The sequence below is a fragment of the Pseudomonas mandelii genome, assembly GCF_006438925.1.
Classification (GTDB): Bacteria; Pseudomonadota; Gammaproteobacteria; order Pseudomonadales; family Pseudomonadaceae; genus Aquipseudomonas; species Aquipseudomonas mandelii_C.
Map to the genome: position 1 here is coordinate 311,918 of NZ_RCZA01000001.1, position 14,416 is coordinate 326,333.

Annotated in this window: 14 protein-coding genes; 4 read left to right on the forward strand and 10 right to left on the reverse strand. The window is 59.2% G+C overall.

Annotated elements, in window-relative coordinates; translation table 11 throughout:
• Window positions 1-58: 58 nt before the first annotated feature.
• Both ptsP and EAH74_RS01460 read right to left on the reverse strand, forming a co-directional pair.
• On the reverse strand, window positions 59-2,338 hold the full coding sequence (gene ptsP, locus EAH74_RS01455; RefSeq protein WP_123368538.1) for a phosphoenolpyruvate--protein phosphotransferase: 2,280 nt from the start codon (window positions 2,336-2,338) through the stop codon (window positions 59-61).
• Window positions 2,339-2,360: 22 nt separating this feature from the next.
• Window positions 2,361-2,840 carry an RNA pyrophosphohydrolase gene (locus EAH74_RS01460; protein WP_008150514.1) on the reverse strand — a complete coding sequence of 160 codons (480 nt, stop codon included), beginning with the start codon at window positions 2,838-2,840 and terminating at the stop codon, window positions 2,361-2,363.
• Between the two features lie 143 nt (window positions 2,841-2,983).
• Between EAH74_RS01460 and EAH74_RS01465 the strand changes: the two genes are divergently transcribed.
• A complete protein-coding gene (locus EAH74_RS01465; protein ID WP_140675176.1) occupies window positions 2,984-3,640 on the forward strand; it encodes an HAD family hydrolase in 657 nt (218 codons plus the stop codon).
• Window positions 3,641-3,759: 119 nt separating this feature from the next.
• On the opposite strand, the gene EAH74_RS01470 is transcribed toward EAH74_RS01465, so the two are convergent.
• Together EAH74_RS01470 and ilvA are read right to left on the reverse strand one after the other, a co-directional pair.
• Entirely contained in the window at window positions 3,760-4,188 is a 429-nt protein-coding gene (locus tag EAH74_RS01470) for a DUF2269 domain-containing protein (RefSeq protein ID WP_140675179.1), read from the reverse strand.
• A 39-nt stretch (window positions 4,189-4,227) separates the two neighbouring features.
• Entirely contained in the window at window positions 4,228-5,742 is a 1,515-nt protein-coding gene (gene ilvA, locus EAH74_RS01475; RefSeq protein WP_140675182.1) for a threonine ammonia-lyase, biosynthetic, read from the reverse strand.
• Window positions 5,743-6,002: 260 nt separating this feature from the next.
• Here ilvA and rpiA point away from each other — a divergent pair, with 260 nt between their 5' ends.
• Window positions 6,003-6,677 (forward strand): ribose-5-phosphate isomerase RpiA, encoded by a 675-nt coding sequence (rpiA, locus tag EAH74_RS01480; protein WP_134420752.1) that lies wholly within the window; start codon window positions 6,003-6,005, stop codon window positions 6,675-6,677.
• A 123-nt stretch (window positions 6,678-6,800) separates the two neighbouring features.
• Here rpiA and EAH74_RS01490 read toward each other — a convergent pair whose 3' ends face one another.
• The 4 genes from EAH74_RS01490 to EAH74_RS01505 all read right to left on the reverse strand — a co-directional run bounded on the left by EAH74_RS01490 (window position 6,801) and on the right by EAH74_RS01505 (window position 11,071).
• Window positions 6,801-7,718 carry an SdiA-regulated domain-containing protein gene (locus tag EAH74_RS01490; protein WP_140675186.1) on the reverse strand — a complete coding sequence of 306 codons (918 nt, stop codon included), beginning with the start codon at window positions 7,716-7,718 and terminating at the stop codon, window positions 6,801-6,803.
• Window positions 7,719-7,828: 110 nt separating this feature from the next.
• Window positions 7,829-8,758 carry an SdiA-regulated domain-containing protein gene (locus EAH74_RS01495; protein ID WP_140675189.1) on the reverse strand — a complete coding sequence of 310 codons (930 nt, stop codon included), beginning with the start codon at window positions 8,756-8,758 and terminating at the stop codon, window positions 7,829-7,831.
• 216 nt (window positions 8,759-8,974) lie between these two features.
• A complete protein-coding gene (locus EAH74_RS01500) occupies window positions 8,975-9,640 on the reverse strand; it encodes a fumarylacetoacetate hydrolase family protein (protein WP_140675192.1) in 666 nt (221 codons plus the stop codon).
• Between the two features lie 36 nt (window positions 9,641-9,676).
• Window positions 9,677-11,071 (reverse strand): FAD-binding oxidoreductase, encoded by a 1,395-nt coding sequence (locus EAH74_RS01505; protein WP_140675195.1) that lies wholly within the window; start codon window positions 11,069-11,071, stop codon window positions 9,677-9,679.
• Between the two features lie 204 nt (window positions 11,072-11,275).
• On the opposite strand from EAH74_RS01505, the gene serA reads away from it, so the two are divergent.
• Window positions 11,276-12,505, forward strand: a complete 1,230-nt coding sequence (serA, locus tag EAH74_RS01510; RefSeq protein WP_140675198.1) for a phosphoglycerate dehydrogenase — start codon at window positions 11,276-11,278, stop codon at window positions 12,503-12,505.
• 62 nt (window positions 12,506-12,567) lie between these two features.
• Here serA and EAH74_RS01515 read toward each other — a convergent pair whose 3' ends face one another.
• Window positions 12,568-12,993: a DUF4399 domain-containing protein gene (locus EAH74_RS01515; protein WP_140675201.1), complete on the reverse strand. Its 426-nt coding sequence runs from the start codon at window positions 12,991-12,993 to the stop codon at window positions 12,568-12,570.
• Between the two features lie 134 nt (window positions 12,994-13,127).
• Here EAH74_RS01515 and EAH74_RS01520 point away from each other — a divergent pair, with 134 nt between their 5' ends.
• Entirely contained in the window at window positions 13,128-13,715 is a 588-nt protein-coding gene (locus EAH74_RS01520) for a transporter substrate-binding domain-containing protein (protein ID WP_140675204.1), read from the forward strand.
• Window positions 13,716-13,930: 215 nt separating this feature from the next.
• Here the strand turns inward: EAH74_RS01520 and EAH74_RS01525 are convergent, their stop codons facing one another.
• Window positions 13,931-14,416 (reverse strand): DUF523 domain-containing protein, encoded by a 486-nt coding sequence (locus tag EAH74_RS01525; protein ID WP_140675207.1) that lies wholly within the window; start codon window positions 14,414-14,416, stop codon window positions 13,931-13,933.

Consider the following 14,416-nt stretch of genomic DNA (forward strand, 5'->3'; position numbering starts at 1 on the left):
GTGTAGATCACAAATCAAATGTGGGAGCGAGCCTGCTCGCGATGGGGCCATCAGCGTTTTATAGGGTTTTAGCCGAAGCCGGATTAATCATCCGCGCCAACCCAAGGTTCTTCAGCGCCAATTGCAGCGAACTGTGGATAACTTGCGGGTTGTCGATGGTCATCAGCTCCGCGAGCAACTCCTTGGCCTTGCTCAGGTTGATCTGACGCAACATCCACTTCACTTTCGGCAAGTTGGTGGCGTTCATCGACAGGCTGTCGAAGCCCATCGCCATCAACAGCACCGCCGCCGCCGGATCGCCGGCCATCTCACCGCAGATGCTCACTGGCTTGCCTTCGGCATGAGCGTCACGCACCACGCTCTGAAGGGCTTGCAGCACCGCTGGGTGCAGGTAGTCGTAGAGGTCGGCTACCCGCGGGTTGTTTCGATCCACGGCCAGCAGGTACTGGGTCAGGTCGTTGGAACCGACCGACAGGAAGTCCACTTGCCGCGCCAGTTCCTTGGTCTGATAAACCGCTGCCGGAATTTCGATCATCACGCCGATCGGCGGCATAGGCACGTCGCAGCCTTCGTCGCGGACTTCGCCCCAGGCCCGGTGAATCAGGTGCAGGGCTTCTTCCAGCTCGTGGGTGCCGGAGATCATCGGCAGCAGAATCCGCAAGTTGTTCAAGCCTTCGCTGGCCTTGAGCATGGCGCGGGTCTGCACCAGGAAGATTTCCGGGTGGTCGAGCGTGACGCGAATGCCGCGCCAGCCGAGGAACGGGTTGTCTTCCTTGATCGGGAAGTACGACAGCGACTTGTCGCCGCCGATGTCCAGGCTGCGCATCGTCACCGGTTGCGGGTGGAACGCGGCGAGCTGCTCGCGATAAATCGCCAGCTGTTCTTTTTCACTCGGGAAGCGCTGGTTGATCATGAACGGCACTTCGGTGCGGTACAGACCGACGCCTTCAGCGCCACGCTTCTGCGCTCGCGCCACATCCGCCAGCAGGCCGGTGTTGACCCACAGCGGCATGCGGTGGCCATCGACGGTCACGCACGGCAAGTCCCGCAGTGCATCCAGCCCGAGCGCCAGTTGCTTCTCTTCCTCGACCACTTCGGCGAACTGCTTGCGCAGCACTTCGCTCGGGTTGGTGTAGACCTCGCCGTGGTAGCCGTCGACGATCATCTGGATGCCGTCGACCTTGGAATACGGCAAGTCGACCAGGCCCATCACCGTCGGGATACCCATGGCGCGTGCCAGGATCGCCACGTGGGAGTTGCCGGAACCGAGTACCGACACCAGGCCGACCAGCTTGCCTTCCGGCACCTCGCCGAGCATCGCCGGCGTCAGTTCTTCGCTGATGAGAATGGTGTTATCGGGGTAGACCAGGGTCTGCTGACGCTCTTCCTGCAGATAAGCCAGCAAGCGCCGACCGAGGTCTTTGACGTCCGAGGCGCGCTCACGCAGATAGGCGTCGTCCATCAATTCGAAACGGTTGACGTGTTCGGTGACCACCTGACGCAACGCGCCCTGAGCCCACTGGCCAGTCTTGATCACGGTGGTGATTTCGCTGCCCAGTGACGCATCGTCGAGCATCATCAGGTAAACATCGAACAGCGCGCGCTCTTCCGGGCGCAACTGATTCGCCAGTTTGGCGGACAAGGCGCGCATGTCGGCGCGCACGCCTTCGATGGCAGTCTTGAACAGCCCGAGTTCGGCGGCGATATCGGTGATGGTCTTGTCGGGCACCACGTCCAGATCGGCCGGCGGCAGCATGACCACCGCGGTACCGACTGCCGCACCCGGCGAACCCGGTACGCCGATGAACTTGGCTTCCTGGATGCCTTTGCCCTGACGGCCCAGCCCACGGATCGAACCGGTGGCTTCGGCGTGGGCGATAACGCCGGCAAGCTGCGCGCTCATGGTCACGAGGAAGGCTTCTTCACCTTCATCGAACTGGCGACGTTCCTTTTGCTGAATGACCAACACGCCGACGACGCGGCGGTGGTGAATGATCGGCGCCCCGAGGAACGAGGCGTAGCGTTCTTCACCGGTCTCGGCGAAGTAACGGTAGCGCGGGTGATCCGCGGCGTTTTCGAGGTTCAGGGGTTCTTCACGCGTGCCGACCAGGCCAACCAGACCTTCGTTGGGTGCCATGCTGACTTTGCCGATCGAGCGCTTGTTCAAGCCCTCGGTGGCCATCAGCACGAAACGGTTGGTCTCAGGGTCAAGCAGGTAGACCGAGCAGACCTGGCTGCCCATGGCCTCTTTGACGCGCAACACAATAATCCCCAACGCCGCCTTGAGATCCTTGGCGGAGTTAACTTCCTGGACGATCTTGCGCAGCGTATTGAGCATGGCTCGGGGTCGAACTCCGTCGTCAGTCGCGCGATAAAAGGCGCGGGGCAAGCTCTTTGAGAGCGCGTCGATACACTTCGCGCTTGAATGTCACCACCTGGCCCAACGGATACCAATAGCTGACCCAGCGCCAGCCATCGAATTCCGGTTTACCGGTCAAATCCATCCGCACCCGTTGCTCGTTGGAGACCAGGCGCAGGAGAAACCATTTCTGTTTCTGGCCGATGCACAGCGGTTGGCTGTGCGTTCGGACCAGACGTTGCGGCAAACGATAGCGCAACCAGCCCCGGGTGCAGGCGAGAATTTCAACATCTTCGCGCTCAAGACCCACTTCTTCGTTCAACTCGCGGTACAAGGCGTCTTCCGGCGTCTCCTGGGGGTTGATTCCGCCCTGTGGAAACTGCCAGGCATCTTGATTGATACGGCGAGCCCATAGCACCTGTCCGGCATCATTCGTGAGAATGATCCCGACATTGGGGCGGAAACCATCGGGGTCGATCACGGCAACAACCTCGCAAACGCATGTCGCCGCATTGTTCCACAAAGGTTGTGATAGCAGCAACGAGCCGGCCTACCTTATGTGCACTCTTGTGAAAAGTCCGTATTCTGAACGCCTTTCTACAGACTTTTCAGCGAGTAACTGCAATGCGGCTGGCTTTATTCGACTTGGACAACACGCTCTTGGGCGGTGACAGTGACCACGCCTGGGGCGATTACCTCTGCGAGCGCGGCTTCCTCGACGCCGTCGCCTACAAGGCACGCAACGACGAGTTCTATCAGGATTACCTGGCCGGCAAACTGGATAACGATGCCTACCTGAACTTCTGCCTGGAAGTCCTCGGCCGCACCGAGATGGCCACGCTGGATCAATGGCATCTGGATTACATGCGCGATTGCATTGAGCCGATTGTGTTGCCCAAGGGTCTCGAACTGCTGGCCAAGCACCGCGAGGCGGGTGACAAGTTGGTGATCATCACTGCGACCAACCGTTTTGTTACCGGGCCGATTGCCCAGCGTCTGGGCGTCGAAACCCTGATCGCCACTGAATGCGAGATGGTTGATGGTCGCTACACCGGGCGCAGCACTGATGTTCCGTGCTTCCGGGAAGGCAAGGTCACAAGGCTGAGTCGTTGGCTGGAAGAGACCGGGCATTCGCTGGAAGACAGTTACTTCTACAGCGACTCGATGAATGATTTGGCGCTGCTTGAGCAGGTAACGAATCCGATCGCCGTCGACCCGGACCCGAATCTGCGCGCCGAGGCCGAGAAGCGTGGCTGGCCGGTAATTAGTCTGCGCGACTGATATCGCCTGTAGCAGCTGCCGAGGTACGAGGCTGCGTTGGGCTGCGCAGCGGCCCCCGGGGGCGGTCCTGCGGACACGCAACGCAGCCTCGTACCTCGGCAGCTGCTACAGATTCCGCGCTAAACCGGCTTCGCGCCCATCAGCCCGGCAATCGCGATAAAACAGACGAAGCTAAACAGTGCGATGGCGAAAGTGAGCTTGCCGTTGCCCGCTGCCGGTGCCTTACGCAGCCGATTCAGCCGCACCAGCAACCAGAACCAGCCCAACGCCGCGACGGTGTAAAGCACACTGGACGCCAGCAACCAGATCTGCCCCAGCGGCCAGCCCACCAGATGCACCATCCACCAGCCGGTAAACGGCATGCTCAGCAGAGCCAGCCCCATCACCAGCCAGATGAACACTTGCGGCCGTTGCAATGTGCGTGCGTGAGCCGTCGCGTCTCCGTTACGGCGTGTACGCCAGACCCAGATCGCAAGCCCCAGCGCACTGACCAGCAGCAACACCGTCGCCACCATATGAGCGACTTTCAGGGCGGTTAACGTTTCCATTGTTCGATTTCCTTATGGCCTGGCCATCAGCGTAGCCGCTCAGCCGAGAAACAGCTGATAGGCCGGGTTGTCGCTTTCGTCCCAGTACGGGTAGCCGATTTCTTCCAGCGCAGCGGGCACCAGATGGCGTTCCTCGTGAGGCACTTGCAGCCCCGCGACCACACGACCATCCGCCGCACCATGGTTGCGGTAGTGGAACATCGAGATGTTCCAGCGCCCGCCGAGCTTGTTGAGGAAGTTGAACAGCGCACCCGGACGCTCCGGGAACTCAAAGCGCAGCACCACTTCATCGACCACGTGAACAGCACGTCCGCCGACCATATGACGAATGTGCAACTTGGCCAACTCGTTGTCGGTCAGGTCGAGCACCGGAAAACCCTGCTCGGTCAGACTGGCAAGCAGCGCACTGCGCGGGTCGTTTTCCGGATGCGTCTGCACGCCAACAAAGATGTGCGCCTCGCTGCCGGTGTTGTAGCGATAGTTGAATTCGGTGATCTGGCGCTTGCCGATGGCTTCACAGAACGCCTTGAAGCTGCCCGGTTTCTCGGGAATGGTCACGGCGATAATCGCTTCGCGCCCCTCGCCCAGTTCAGCACGCTCGGCGACGTGGCGCAGACGGTCGAAGTTGACGTTGGCGCCGGAGTCGATGGCCACAAAGGTATGCCCGGTGACACCGCGTTGCTCGACGTATTTCTTGATCCCGGCCACGCCCAAGGCGCCGGCAGGTTCGGTGATCGAGCGGGTATCGTCGTAGATGTCCTTGATCGCCGCGCAGATTTCATCGGTGCTGACGGTGATCACTTCATCGACATAATCTTTGCAGATATCGAAGGTGTACTGACCAATCTGCGCCACGGCGACGCCGTCGGCGAAGAGGCCCACGGTCGGCAGGATCACGCGTTCGCCAGCGGCCATTGCGGCTTGCAGGCAGTTGGAATCGTCCGGCTCGACGCCGATGATTTTGATTTCAGGCCGCAAGTACTTCACATACGCCGCGATTCCGGCAATCAACCCGCCGCCGCCCACCGGGACGAAGATCGCGTCCAGACGGCCAGGGTGCTGGCGCAGAATCTCCATCGCCACCGTGCCCTGCCCGGCAATGGTGTGGGGATCGTCGTAAGGGTGAATGTAGACGTAGCCTTTTTCGTCGACCAGTTTCAGCGAGTAGGCCAGGGCTTCCGGGAACGAATCCCCGTGCAGCACCACTTTGCCACCGCGTGAACGCACGCCTTCGACTTTGATTTCCGGGGTGGTCTTGGGCATCACGATGGTCGCTTTCACGCCCAACACTTTCGCCGCCAGGGCCAGGCCTTGCGCGTGGTTGCCCGCGGAAGCAGTGACCACGCCGCGAGCGCGCTCTTCATCGGACAGCTGCGTGAGCTTGTTGTAGGCGCCGCGAATCTTGAACGAGAACACCGGCTGCAAGTCTTCGCGCTTGAGCAAAATACTGTTGCCCAGCCGCTCGGAGAGCTGGCGAGCAGTCTGCAATGGGGTTTCTACGGCAACGTCATAAACGCGCGAGGTGAGGATCTTTTTGACGTACTGTTCGAGCATCGGAAAGCATCACTGAGCGAGTTGGGCAGGGCCAAGGAGTCTAACCCGGCTTTTGCCTAAGCGACCACACTAAACAGGTGGTTTTAGGCCAGTCGGAAAAGATCGCAGCCTTCGGCAGCTCCTACAGGGACACGCGATCATTCTGTAGGAGCTGCCGAAGGCTGCGATCTTTTGACCTGCCAATCGGCCAATGACCTTCACCGCCCCGAAGCCTATAATGCCGGCCTTTCCGTTCTCCCTTTGCCCGCTTCGGAGCCCGCATGACCCAGGATCAACTCAAACAGGCAGTGGCTCAGGCCGCCGTCGACTTCATCCTCCCGAAACTCGACGACAAGAGCATCGTCGGGGTCGGCACCGGCTCCACCGCCAACTGCTTCATCGACGCACTGGCCAAGCACAAAGGCGCGTTCGACGGCGCGGTCGCCAGCTCCGAAGCCACCGCAGCCCGCCTCAAGGGCCACGGCATTCCGGTGTATGAGCTGAACACTGTCAGCGACCTGGAGTTCTACGTCGACGGCGCCGATGAAAGCGATGAGCACCTGAACCTGATCAAGGGCGGCGGCGCAGCCCTGACCCGCGAGAAGATTGTGGCGGCTGTGGCCAAGACCTTCATCTGCATCGCCGACGCCAGCAAACTGGTGCCGGTGCTCGGCGCATTCCCGCTGCCGGTGGAAGTGATCCCGATGGCCCGCAGCCACGTGGCCCGCGAGCTGGTGAAGCTCGGTGGCGACCCGGTTTACCGTGAAGGCGTGCTGACCGACAACGGCAACATCATCCTCGACGTCTTCAACATGCAGATCACCAACCCGGTGGAGCTGGAGACGCAGATCAATGCGATCGTCGGCGTGGTCACCAACGGTTTGTTCGCAGCACGTCCAGCGGATTTGCTGCTGCTGGGCACCAGTGAGGGCGTAAAAACCCTGCGCGCAAAATAAAACATACGCAAAACCTGTGGGAGCGAGCCTGCTCGCGAAGGCGGTCTGTCAGCCGACATTTCCATCGGCTGACAGGGCCTCTTCGCGAGCAAGCCCGCTCCCACATTTGTTTTGGGGGGTTGGTCAGGGTTGTGTTGGTTTTTTGAAGACGTAGAACAGGTTCGGCTCGCTCACCAGGTACATCGTACCGTCGTCATCCATGGCGATCCCTTCCGCTTGCGGCACCGTCTTCTGCAACCCCTGACGCCCCTTGCTCAGTGACAGGGTACTCAGCGGTCGCCCGTCCACATCGAGTTCCAGAATCAGCCGCGACTCATCCGACAATGCCAACAAATGGCCGCTGCGCTCGTCGTATTGCAGGCTCGACAGGTCCGTCACGAACATCCCTGCATCGCGCTTGGGGTTGTTCACGACGTGCACCGCGTAGGATTTTTCCGGGTTGTAATGCGGAAATCCCTGCACTTCGTAGATCAGCATCGGGTCGCGTTCCTTGGCGACAAACAACCGTTTGCCCACCGAGTCGTAAGCCAGGCCTTCGAAGCCCTTGTTGCCGCTCATGTGCACGCCAAGGGTCATCTTCTCGGCATCCGCTGCGTCGAGGAACGTTGTGTCCTTTTCCAGATGAACCTTGATCAGCCGCTGCTGACGCTCATCAGTGATCACGTAAGTGTCAGCGCTAATGAATTCCACCGCTTCCGGATCGCCAAACCCGATCAGCGCAATGCGTCGAACAATCTGGCCGTCCAGCGACAGTTCGATCAGCTCTGAGTTTTTGTTGGTGACGGTGAACAGGCTTTTGCGCACTGGATCGAAGGTCAACGCCGAAACATCGTCGTCCAGCCCAACAATGACTCGCGCCTCGACCGCTACCTGGTACTGATCCAAAGCGATGGACTGAGCATTCACTGGCTGCCAAAGCGTGTACAGATTGAACCAGGCGCGCTCGAACAGGCGCAGGTGCTGGCCGCCCGCAATCAGAGCGATCAGGGCTATCACCGACAGGATCAAAAGCAGAGGCTTGGGGCGGGCAAGTCGACGCATTCAGGCAAGCTCGAAAACAGAACGGGCGGATGAAATACCACGGCAGTCTGAATTGAAGCTTAATGGCCAGTGGCCTACGACCACAAACGCCAGCTCCTACGGGGGGATCGTTATTTCTGCTTTTCGAAGCGGTAGAACAGGTTCGGCTCGCTCACCAGGTACAGCGTGCCCGCCTCGTCCATGGTCACGCCTTCGGCGCGAGGAATGGTCTTCTTCAAACCATTGAAGCCGCCGAGCAAGGTCATGAAGCTGACCTGCTCACCCTTCTCGTCCAGTTCCAGCAACAAGTGGGAGTCGGCAGACAGCACCAAGGTGTGGCCAGTGCGCGGGTCGATGGCCAGCGCCGAGAGGTTGCGGATGTCCAGTTCATCACTGGCGAGTTTTTGCTTGTCACCGGTGAGTGTCTGGCCATCGTTGCTTTTCCAGGTGAACAACGCCGGTGGACGCTCTTCACCCAGCAACATTTGCTGATTGCGCGAATCCCAGACGATGGCTTCGAACGCCTTGTTCTGGTCCTTCGAAGGGCCGAGGTCGTATTTCGGAAAGTTGGCGATGTTCAGCTCGCGGGTATCGGCATCGACCTTGACGATGGAGAGCATGTGGTCACGCTCATCGACGATGGCCAACAGACCGTTGCCCATCACAGTCACGCCTTCCGGGTTGCTCCAGCCCACCAGCGGCATTTTGCGCAGCACGTCGCCCTGCAGCGTCAGTTCGACGAGGAACGGGTTTTTGCCCATGACCGAGAACAGGGTTTTGGTTTGAGGGTTGTAGGCCAGGTCGGACGCTTCGTCCTTTTCCATGCCCGGCAGCAATTTGGCATCGATCACTGCCCGGTAATCCGGTAACCAGACACTCTGCTGACGTTCGGCGGGGCTTTCGAAACGCTCCAGCACCCAAAGCACACCACGGTCATCCCAATGCATCGCAAACGCGAGGCCATAGGCGGCGGCCACCAGCAAAAGCCAGAAATACCAACGCATGAAAAAGCGCGAGCGGCGGGCAGTTTTAAGCTTGGGCAGTGGTTGTTGGGTGACCATCGAGGGATGAGTTCCAGAAATTCAGGCTAAGGGGAATAGCACAATTGGGACCGGCTCAGACGCCGCAAGTCCCGGAATTATCCGGACGAGATGTGAAAAAAACGGGAAATGGCGGGAAAGCCCTGTGCAGGCAACCAAGATCAAAAGATCGCAGCCTGCGGCAGCTCCTACAGAGATTGGTGTAGGAGCTGCCGCAGGCTGCGATCTTTTGCTTTTTTAGCGCACGCTACTGGTGAAGCTGCTGGCGCCTGGCAATTCCAGCACCAGTTCGTCACCGACATTCAGCGGACCAACGCCAACCGGCGTACCCGTCAGGATCACGTCACCGGCCTGCAGCGAGAAACAGCCGGCCATGTGCTGGATCATCGACACGATCGGGTTGAGCATTGCGCTGCTGTTGCCATCCTGGCGCACTTCGCCGTTGATGGTCAGGCGGATGCCGATGTCGGTCAGGTCAGCGAACGTGCTGCCGGACACGAACGGCGCGATCACCGCCGCACCGTCGAAGGACTTGGCAATCTCCCAAGGCAGGCCCTTGGCTTTCAGCTCGGCCTGCTTGTCGCGCAGGGTCAGGTCCAGGGCCGGGGCGAAGCCGGAGATAGCATCAAGCACTTCTTCACGGCTCGGTTTGGTCGACAAAGGCTTGCCGATCAACACCGCGATTTCCGCTTCGTAATGCACCGAACCGCGCTCCGTCGGAATGCTGAAACCACCTTCCAGCGGCACGACGCAACTGCCCGGCTTGATGAACAGCAGCGGTTCTGTAGGCACCGGGTTGTCCAGTTCCTTGGCGTGTTCGGCGTAGTTACGGCCAATGCATACCACTTTCCCCAGCGGGAAGTGAATACGCGTACCGTCGACATACTGGTGCTGATAGCTCATTACCGACTCCTGTTTCGTAGCTCTTAAATTCAAAAGTCAAACAGCGAAAATCTTGCCCGGGTTCATGATGCCGTTCGGGTCGAACACCGCTTTGACGGCTTTCATGTACTCGATCTCAACCGGCGAGCGGCTGTAGGTCAAGTAATCACGCTTGGTCATGCCCACGCCATGTTCGGCGGAAATCGAGCCGTTGTACTTCTCGACGGTTTCGAACACCCACTTGTTGACGGTCGCGCACTTGGCGAAGAACTCATCCTTGCTCAGGTTTTCCGGCTTGAGGATGTTCAAGTGCAGGTTGCCGTCGCCGATGTGGCCGAACCAGACGATTTCGAAATCCGGGTAGTGTTCGCCGACGATCGCGTCGATTTCCTTCAGGAACGCCGGGACTTTCGACACAGTGACCGAAATGTCGTTCTTGTACGGCGTCCAGTGGGAAATGGTTTCGGAGATGTATTCGCGCAGCTTCCACAGGTTTTGCAGCTGGGTTTCGCTCTGGCTCATCACGCCGTCCAGCACCCAGCCCTGCTCAACGCAGTGCTCGAAGGTTTCCAGGGCGTGGTTGGCCACTTCTTCGGTGGTCGCTTCGAATTCCAGCAGCGCGTAGAACGGGCAATCGGTTTCGAATGGCGCGGGTACATCGCCCCGGCCCATGACCTTGGCCAAGGCTTTATCGGAGAAGAATTCGAAGGCGGTCAGGTCGAGTTTGCTCTGGAACGCGTGCAACACCGGCATGATCGCGTCGAAATCGGCCGTGCCGAGGACCATGGCGGTGAGGTTTTTCGGCGCGCGGTCCAGACGCATGGTGGCTTCGACCACAAAACCGAGGGTGCCTTCGGCGCCGATGAACAGCTGACGCAGGTCGTAACCGGTGGCGTTCTTGATCAGGTCTTTGTTCAGCTCCAGCAGATCGCCTTTGCCGGTGACCACTTTCATGCCTGCGACCCAGTTGCGGGTCATGCCGTAGCGAATGACCTTGATCCCGCCGGCATTGGTGCCGATATTGCCGCCAATCTGGCTTGAACCTGCCGAAGCGAAGTCCACCGGGTAGTACAGGCCTTTTTCTTCGGCGACGTTCTGCAGATGCTCGGTGACCACGCCCGGCTGGCAGACCGCGGTGCGGTCGGTCATGTTCACGTCGAGGATCTGGTTCATGTAGTCAAAGGACACCACGACTTCGCCATTGGCCGCTACGGCTGCAGCGGACAGCCCGGTGCGACCGCCGGACGGCACCAGCGCAATTTTGTGCTCATTGGCCCAACGGACAATGGCCTGAACCTGCTCGGTGGTCTTGGGGAACACGATGGCGGTCGGGGCGGGGGCGAAATGCTTGGTCCAATCCTTACCGTAAGCATTCAGGGAGTCGGCATCGGTCAGCACCTTGCCAGGCTCAACCAGGGTCTTCAGCTCTTCAATCAGGGCAGGATTGGTCATCGACAGAACTCTCGAACAATTCATGGTCATCCTGAGAACGCTTCACGTCGCAGGAATGAGTGTTTAGCGGGGTGCATATGCTAGCATACCGACCCCGCAGGATAGTGCCCAACGGCTATTCTGTGGCGACGGCTTTCCTGCCGTCCGGGTCAGCGTCTGCTGGCTATTTCCTGCCATTTTTCTCCGGGATACAGGTTTACGCAGATGAGCAAGACTTCTCTCGATAAGAGCAAGATCAAGTTCCTTCTTCTCGAAGGCGTCCACCAATCGGCTGTCGACGTCCTCAAGTCGGCGGGCTACACCAGCATCGAGTACCTCACAGGTTCTCTGCCGGAAGCCCAGCTGAAGGAAAAGATCGCTGATGCGCACTTCATCGGCATTCGCTCCCGCACTCAACTGACCGAAGAAATCTTCGATCAGGCGAAGAAACTGGTCGCTGTCGGCTGTTTCTGCATCGGCACCAACCAGGTTGACCTTAATGCTGCCCGCGAACGCGGCATCGCAGTGTTCAACGCTCCGTACTCCAACACTCGCTCCGTCGCGGAACTGGTGCTGGCCGAAGCGATCCTGTTGCTGCGCGGCATCCCTGAGAAGAACGCTTCCTGCCACCGTGGCGGCTGGATCAAGAGCGCGGCCAACTCCTTCGAAATCCGTGGCAAGAAGCTCGGCATCGTCGGTTATGGCTCGATCGGTACTCAACTGTCGGTCCTGGCGGAAGGCCTGGGCATGCAGGTGTACTTCTACGACACCGTGACCAAGCTGCCATTGGGCAACGCGACTCAGGTCGGTAACCTGACCGAGCTGCTGGGCATGTCCGACATCGTCACCCTGCACGTTCCGGAAACCGCTGCGACCCAGTGGATGATCGGCGAGAAAGAAATCCGCGCGATCAAGAAGGGCGGCATTCTGATCAACGCGGCTCGCGGCACTGTAGTTGAACTGCAAGCGCTGGCGGACGCGATCAAGGACAAGCACCTGATCGGCGCGGCCATCGACGTATTCCCGGTGGAGCCTCGCTCCAACGACGAAGAGTTCGAAAGCCCGCTGCGTGGCCTGGACAACGTGATCCTGACCCCGCACATCGGCGGTTCTACCGCTGAAGCGCAAGCCAACATCGGTCTGGAAGTGGCAGAAAAACTGGTCAAGTACAGCGACAACGGTACGTCGGTGTCCTCGGTCAACTTCCCGGAAGTGGCCCTGCCGGCTCACCCTGGCAAGCACCGTCTGCTGCACATCCACGAGAACATTCCGGGTGTGATGAGCGAGATCAACAAGGTCTTCGCCGAAAACGGCATCAACATTTCCGGTCAGTTCCTGCAGACCAACGAGAAAGTCGGCTACGTTGTGATCGACGTAGACGCCGAGTACTCGGAAATGGCGCAAGAGAAGCTGCAGCACATCAACGGCACCATTCGTTGCCGCGTGTTGTTCTGATAGTGACTTGAGTGACAAAAAAGGAGACCTTCGGGTCTCCTTTTTCATGGGTGCGACGAATGTTACTTAACGTTGACGGTGATTTTCTCCGACACGATCGGCGGATCGAACGGCATGTGGCCGCTATCGCCCAGTTCCAGCTGCAAGGTGTGTTTGCCCGGCGTCAGCTTTACTTCAGCCTGGGTCTGCGCCTTGCCGAAATGCAGGTGGTTGGCATCGTTGGGGATCGGCGCACCGGCGGCAGGCAGTTGATCGACATCGATCAGCAAGTGGTGATGGCCGGTGTTTTTGGTGACATCGCCCGCGGGCGCCAGCGCAATGTTCTCGACAGCGAACTTGACGACGACGGTTTGCGGAATGGTAGCTCCGTCCGCAGGAGAAACGATGGACACTTCTGCACCTTTGGGAGCCGGTGTAGCAGCCGTTGCCAGCATCGAAGCCCCCATCAACAGGCCAGTCAATGCTGCTCGTGACATAAAGGTTTTCATTCTCTTCTCCAGTTTTTTCGTAAAATCCGTGCGGCCATGACAACTTCACGGCCATTCGTTGTCGAAGGCTCTCGACAACCATAGCAAAGCGAGCCTGAACAGAGCGTCGCGATAATGAATTCAAAGGAGTGACCATGCGTTTTTTGCCTGGCCTGATCTGCCTGCTACCCCTTCTGAGCCCTTTGGCTCATGCCGAACTGATTGACGATGTAAACGACCGAGGCGAATTGCGTATTGCCCTTGAGGCTAATACACCGCCCTTCAATTTCAAGGACGACGGCAAACTTACGGGCTTCGAAGTCGAATTGGGGCAACTGCTGGCTGACGAACTGGATGTACGGGCCGACTTCGTCGTGACCGATTCCGGCGATCTGTTGCAAGGTGTTGAAACCGGCAAGTACGACGTCGCCATCAACCACATAGCAGTGACCCCGGACCTCAAGGATCGTTTCGACTTCAGCGAACCTTACATTCACACTGATGCGCAATTGATCGCGCAGAAGGAAGAGCAACCGCGCTCAATGCTGCTGGTACAGTCGCTGACGGAAGAGAAGCCGAAGGCTGGCCCGGCAGTGAGCCTGGCGATTCCGTTTCAGAAAGGTAACCCGGCGTTTCATGCCAGCCTGGAAAACGCGCTGCAGCGGATCAAGGCGGATGGGCGATTGGAGGCGTTGTCGCAGAAGTGGTTGGGGGCGGATACGAGTGTGGCGCCCAAACCCTAGATATCGTCAGCCGCTAGAACCTCCCCTCACCCTAACCCTCTCCCCAGAGGGGCGAGGGGACTGACCGAGGTGTCTAACGCTATCCATCGACCTGAAAAATCGAGTCGATTATGGATTCAGTAAAAATCGTTCAGGTCGCAAAATTTCTTCAGACCCCCACGATCAGTCCCCTCGCCCCCTGGGGAGAGGGTTAGGGTGAGGGGATGGATTCCGGATCAGCCCAAAACACCCAAAGCTACCGCCGCCTTAACCAACTCCAGCTCACTGAAGACCTGAACGCCATGGCGCTTGAGCAACGCCGCAGTCACTCCCTCGCCACTCACCTTCACCCCACTGAACGTCCCGTCATAGGTCAACAGATTCCCGCAAGACGGGCTGTTGGCCTTGAGTACGGCAATGCGGATGCCGTGCTTTTGCACCAGGTCCAACGCCTGATAAGCCCCCGAGAGAAACTCGGCGCTGACGTCCTCGCCCTCGGTGGTGATCACTGAGGCATGGCCATCAAGCACTTCACCACCCTGCCCGCCCGGAATCTCGGCCGCTGCCCTTGGCGTCGGCAACCCGCCGGCCACCTCTGGACACAACGGCACCACCCGACCTTCATCAAGCCACTGCTGAAGCTGATCGAACGGCCCACTCGCCCCGCCGTCGTAACGTACGCGGTGCCCCAGCAGACAGCGGCTTACCAGAATTTTTTGCAT